The 5,156-nt window shown below is 35.9% G+C and carries 5 protein-coding genes and 1 pseudogene; 3 read left to right on the top strand and 3 right to left on the bottom strand.

The window, feature by feature from the left end; all coding sequences use genetic code 11:
* Window positions 1–13: 13 nt before the first annotated feature.
* Window positions 14–1,348: an IS701 family transposase gene (locus tag MNV_RS10140; RefSeq protein WP_456303694.1), complete on the bottom strand. Its 1,335-nt coding sequence runs from the start codon at window positions 1,346–1,348 to the stop codon at window positions 14–16.
* Window positions 1,349–1,624: 276 nt separating this feature from the next.
* On the opposite strand from MNV_RS10140, the gene MNV_RS10135 reads away from it, so the two are divergent.
* Window positions 1,625–3,154 carry an IS1182 family transposase gene (locus tag MNV_RS10135; RefSeq protein ID WP_255251364.1) on the top strand — a complete coding sequence of 510 codons (1,530 nt, stop codon included), beginning with the start codon at window positions 1,625–1,627 and terminating at the stop codon, window positions 3,152–3,154.
* A gap of 16 nt (window positions 3,155–3,170) precedes the next feature.
* On the opposite strand, the gene MNV_RS10130 is transcribed toward MNV_RS10135, so the two are convergent.
* Both MNV_RS10130 and MNV_RS10125 read right to left on the bottom strand, forming a co-directional pair.
* Window positions 3,171–3,707, bottom strand: coding sequence for a hypothetical protein (locus MNV_RS10130; RefSeq protein ID WP_143311729.1), 537 nt, complete (start codon window positions 3,705–3,707; stop codon window positions 3,171–3,173).
* Entirely contained in the window at window positions 3,688–3,933 is a 246-nt protein-coding gene (locus MNV_RS10125; RefSeq protein ID WP_096205739.1) for a hypothetical protein, read from the bottom strand. Before MNV_RS10125 ends, MNV_RS10130 begins: the two co-directional genes overlap by 20 nt.
* A gap of 159 nt (window positions 3,934–4,092) precedes the next feature.
* Between MNV_RS10125 and MNV_RS10120 the strand changes: the two are divergent.
* Window positions 4,093–4,908 (top strand): annotated as a pseudogene (locus MNV_RS10120) (IS5 family transposase).
* A gap of 4 nt (window positions 4,909–4,912) precedes the next feature.
* Window positions 4,913–5,156, top strand: a 244-nt coding sequence (locus MNV_RS21330; RefSeq protein WP_143311730.1) for a transposase, incomplete at its 3' end; no start/stop codon positions are given.

Below are 5,156 nucleotides of genomic sequence, written 5' to 3'. Positions count from 1 at the left end.
TGACTTTGTCAGATTACCTCCCTCTTATATGATGCGATAATTTAGCTGAGTACCGTGCTTTATGTTTTTTCTTTATCAATTTCAAGATTTCTTTATCAGTCACCTTTCTCTTAGGCATAATAACTTCAAAAATCTCCCTCACATCACAAATAGTAAGCAGTGGTGCTTTCGATTTCCATTTACCCTGCATCTCAAGAAGAAACAGCATAGCCATAAAAACCATAGCTACATGGTGATTCCAGCCGATGTAACCTCTTACTTCATAATCAGCCAAACCTACCTCCCCTTTAGCATCCTCAATAGCACGCTCAATCCAATAACGGCTACAAGACATTTTTCCAATCCTATCAATGCTTGTATCAGTCGGAGTATTTGAGAACTGGTATTTTGTCTCAGTCTCACCCTCATTTCTTCGAATAATAAGCCAGCACTCCTCACCTGGCAATTTATCCTTGACTGGAAAAACCCGCAGATACGCAAGCCTACACCACATTTCTTTTCGTTCAGAATCCCGTAGAAATACTCTATGCCACTGTGAAGAATCTAATTCGTTTACTAACTTATCTACTCGTATCGGGTTATTATTATCAAGAACTTTTTCGACTGTTGGGTTCCGTCCTCGAATTCCATTTTTCTGTGGTATCCCTACATCAGGTTTGTTCAACCAAACTCTTGTATCACATGGTATGTCAGCAATGTAAACAATTCTTTCTTTTTCAAGCTCAGCAAGAAACCATGCTTGCTGCCCATAAAAAGAATCCATTCCAATCCAACCAAAGGGAATATATCGTCTTTTGGCATCAAGTATCATCTCAAGCCCAAGCTCAGCTTTGGTTTCAAAAACTAAATCTTCAGGAATACCGCATTTCTTTCTGAGTTTAATATCACCTGCCCAATCCTCAGGAATGTAAAGACGTTTATCGATTAATGTCCTCTTGTTATCGTTTACATAACCCAAGAAAACTCCTACCTGACAATTCTCTTTTTTCCCAAGCCTTCCACAGTATTGCCGCTGTACTCCTGCTGAACTGTTGCCCTGTTTTGGAAACCCTGATTCGTCTAACTGAAGAGATCCATTTTCTTTATCACCGATCAGTTCGATTAAACGGTCCTGAATATCGTATATGAGACCCTGCTCATCCCATAGTGAGTCTGATATAAAGTGCTGAAGTGATTGATTATTACAGTTCGGAACGGTCTTTGCGATTTCTGTCATTGTCCCCCTTTTTTGTACAGTTAAGCATCCAGAGAGATATTTTTTGGATTGCTCTATAACTTTGTGTGTCTTTGTCTTAAAACGTGGTATGAATTGATTATGGTAAGTCTTTAATTCGGTTCTTGCCCGTATTATATCCTCTCTTATAAGTTTGAAAAATCTCTTGATATATACTCCCCATATTTAGGTGGGCAATCAAAATATAATAGGGTAGCTAATGTGACAATGTCAAGCTACATTTTCCACCATTATTTTCTGACCATATAATCTGAATATTTCATTGAAATATTCAGCAATTTCTTCAATATTTATCATAATTTACACTATGCATCGACAGTTTTATATACTTTCAAATATACTATTACCTAGTAAGTATATTTATAATTAATAAATAATATAGGTGCAATTATGTTTAAAAAATATGACCAAAAGCAGCAATTCCTGCTTCCCATAAGCCTCGAAGATTTCATAGCGGAAGACCATATAGGCAGGATTTTGAATGACATAATAGATGCAATTGATATCACGACTTTAGAAGCCAAATACTCAAAAGATGGTTGTCCTGCCTACCATCCACGATTACTAATAAAAATCCTATTATATGGTTACATGATAAACATCCGCAGTTCAAGAGAAATCAACAAAATGACCCATACGGATACTGCTTTTATGTATCTTGCAGCGATGCAGCACCCTGATTTTCGAACGATCTGCCGTTTTCGTTCGACCCATCTTGATTCAATTAAGGATGTTTTTTCCCAGGTAGTAACAGTATGCAAAGAAATGGGTATGCTTGGTGTTGGGAAAATATCACTTGACGGTACCAAAATTAAAGCAAATGCATCTGTAAAGCAAAGCAAAAATGCCGATGCACTTGAGAAAGAAATTGACAAAATTCTTAAAGAAAGTATCGAAATCGACAAAGCAGAAGATGAGATGTATGGTGATTCTACACCATATCAGATGCCAAAAGAATTAGTAGATAAAACAAAAAGGCTGGAAAAAATTAGGGCTGCAAAAAAGAAGCTCGAAGAAGAAAAACTCGAAAAAATAAACATCACCGATAATGATGCAAAAATTATGAAGCATAAAGATGGTTCCATGAAACCTTCTTATAACGGGCAGATTGCTGTTGATGATAAGGAACAAGTGATCGTTGCAGCTGATCTCGTTACTGATACAAATGATGTGAATCAAGTCGATCCAATGATTCAACTCCTCTGGGCAACAATGGGTTACAGACCGACAATATTGTTAGCTGATGCTGGATATTTTTCATATGATAATATTGATTTACTGAGCCAAATAGGGACAGAGTCATATATTCCAGATAATTTTTTCAAGGTAGAAGAACGAGGAAAAAGTAAGTATTTCCTGAAATCCATGTTCAGATTTGATAAAGTAAATGATTGTTATTATTGCCCTGCTGGTATTACTATGCCCTTTAAATGGATTCAAAAAAGAGATGAAGAACCAGATTTGAAGCAATATATTGGCAACCATTGTTCCATTTGCATATTGAAAAATGCATGTACCAAAGCCAAAAAAAGAATTATTTCAAGAGATCCACGAGAACATTTAATGGAAGATATGAGGAAAAAACTGAGAACGGAAAAAGGAAAGGAATTATATCAGGAACGTATGTCAACGGTTGAACCTGTTTTTGGCCAGATGAAACAAAATAGGGGATTTACAGAGTTTCTTTTGAGAGGAAAAGATAAAGCAAAAGTGGAATTTCTTATTATGTGCATTGTTCATAACATTGAAAAAATTGCTGGATTCCTGAAAAGAAAGGCTAAAGATGGAAAGGAAGTATTTCGAAAGGGAATTTCAGAGTGTCATATAGAAAATATTGGTGAAATTGTGGTAAATTCTGCTGATAAAATATCATTTTTGAGTGGAAATGAAGATGGGATTGGTTTGTTCAACTCGAATTGAAAATAATGTCATTTTTTCATTGAAGTGGGATTTGGGACAGCCTGATAACTAAAGATTTAAAATTATTTTGATCCAAATCAAATTTAGCAGCGATTTTTTCCTCTATTTCAACGATTTGCATTTTTATACGTAAATCCAAATCAAATTCAACAATTGGTTTGAAGAATCTTCTATATTTTACGGATAAAACGATTTCACGAATAAGATCATTTTCCAAATTCTCCAAATAACTATACAATTCTGAGTCTGTAAATGTGTATAAACTAGATCTATCAATATCCCCCGCATCATAAGCTAAATGTAAAGCTTTTGCCATCATTGCCTCTGCACAAGAAACTGTATCATTATAATATACGTTTGAATACATTTCAGCATATGTTCCTAGAAGAAATTCGAGTAATTCATCTAAATCATAAGAGCCTTTGTTATCCAAATATAATATCTTTGCATTTTCTGGATAATTTGATTTATAGGCATCATCTAACTCATTTACAGTTCCCACACAAAGACGAGATATAAAATCCATTATTATATCATTTAATATTTCTCCCAAAAAATGTTTTTTTAGATACAATATCTTGCTGCATTTTATTAGGTAATTTAGATTGAAACTTATATTGTGTCATTAGCAAATCTCTCATTAAGAAATCAATTCTATCTAAGTCAAGGGCATAATCAGTTAGTAACCAAGCGAGAAACAGTTTATCTGCATACTTCTGAAGTTCTTCATTGTTCTTACTCTTGAAAACTGTTCTATCTTTTACCTCAGTAAGATTCATATCAATATCTTTAAGAACCTTTCTTAAATCGATTAGACCCTCATCTATGAATTTTCTTGTAAATATTTCATGCTCATTTCCTTTCTGAATTCTATCATAAAATTTATCTAAGAGCTTGTCTGAAAATTAGATAAACCTTGAGTAATATATTGTTCGTATATGAAAGAACAAACTAAAAGAGAACCATATCAAACTGACCTATCAGATGATGAGTGGCACAGAATCGAACCTTATATACCAAAGCCAAAAACAAAACGAGGCAGAAAGCGTGAACATTCATACCGTGAGATCTTGAACGCCATCTTTTATTTGCTGCGTTCAGGTTGTCACTGGCGGATGTTGCCGCACGATTTTCCAAAATGGAAGACCGTTTACCACTATTTCCGGCTCTGGCGCCTTAATGGGACTTGGGAACGAATTAATGCAAGCTTGCGAACTGAACTTCGGACTACAGAAGATAGAAATCCAGAACCGAGCGCAGCAGTTCTGGATAGTCAATCAGTAAAAACTACGGAAACCCCGGGGATACGCGGATACGATGCTGGCAAAAAAGTGAATGGACGCAAACGTCACATATTGGTAGATACGCTTGGGCTGCTGTTGACGGTTGTAGTTCATGCAGCGAATATCCAGGACCGAGATGGCGCTATGCTGGTTCTGGGAAAAGCTAAAGGGAAATTTCCCCGCCTGCAATTGATCTGGGCAGATGGTGGCTATGCCGGAAAGCTGATTGATTGGGTAAAGCAGTTCTGTGGCTGGATGCTGGAAATAGTCAAGCGTAACGATGATATCAAAGGTTTCCAGGTTCTCCCTCACCGATGGGTAGTTGAAAGAACATTTGGGTGACTCAACCGCTATAGGCGGTTGAGTAAAGATTACGAAGAATTATCAGAAACAAGCGAAGCTATAATTTATGCTGCAATGGTGCACTTAATGATCAGGCGGTTGTCACAAATTCAGATTTCTAAACAATGATTGAATATTCAGACAAGCTCTTAGAGCATCCGAGAAAAGACTTGCACGAGAACAGATACATCTATCAAAGAAAAAGAAAGGTTCAGAGAATAGGAATAAGCAACGAATCATTGTTGCGAAAGTACATCAGAGAATCAGATTTCAGAGAAAGGATTTCAATCATAAATTAAGTACAAATCTTGTGAATAACTATAACCATGTAGTGTTTGAAAAATTGCAAATACAAAACATGCTTAAAAATCATTGTC

This window comes from Candidatus Methanoperedens nitratireducens, from assembly GCF_900196725.1.
GTDB lineage: Archaea > Halobacteriota > Methanosarcinia > Methanosarcinales > Methanoperedenaceae > Methanoperedens > Methanoperedens nitroreducens_A.
The sequence above is the reverse complement of the archived record's forward strand: the minus strand, read 5'-3'. Positions and strand labels throughout refer to the sequence as shown.

Bases quoted from the DNA above. Each gene is read 5' to 3' on its own strand.
- MNV_RS10125 (WP_096205739.1), bottom strand. From the start codon at position 3,933: ATGAATCTTACTGAGGTAAAAGATAGAACAGTTTTCAAGAGTAAGAAC.
- MNV_RS10135 (WP_255251364.1), top strand. From the start codon at position 1,625: ATGTTTAAAAAATATGACCAAAAGCAGCAATTCCTGCTTCCCATAAGC.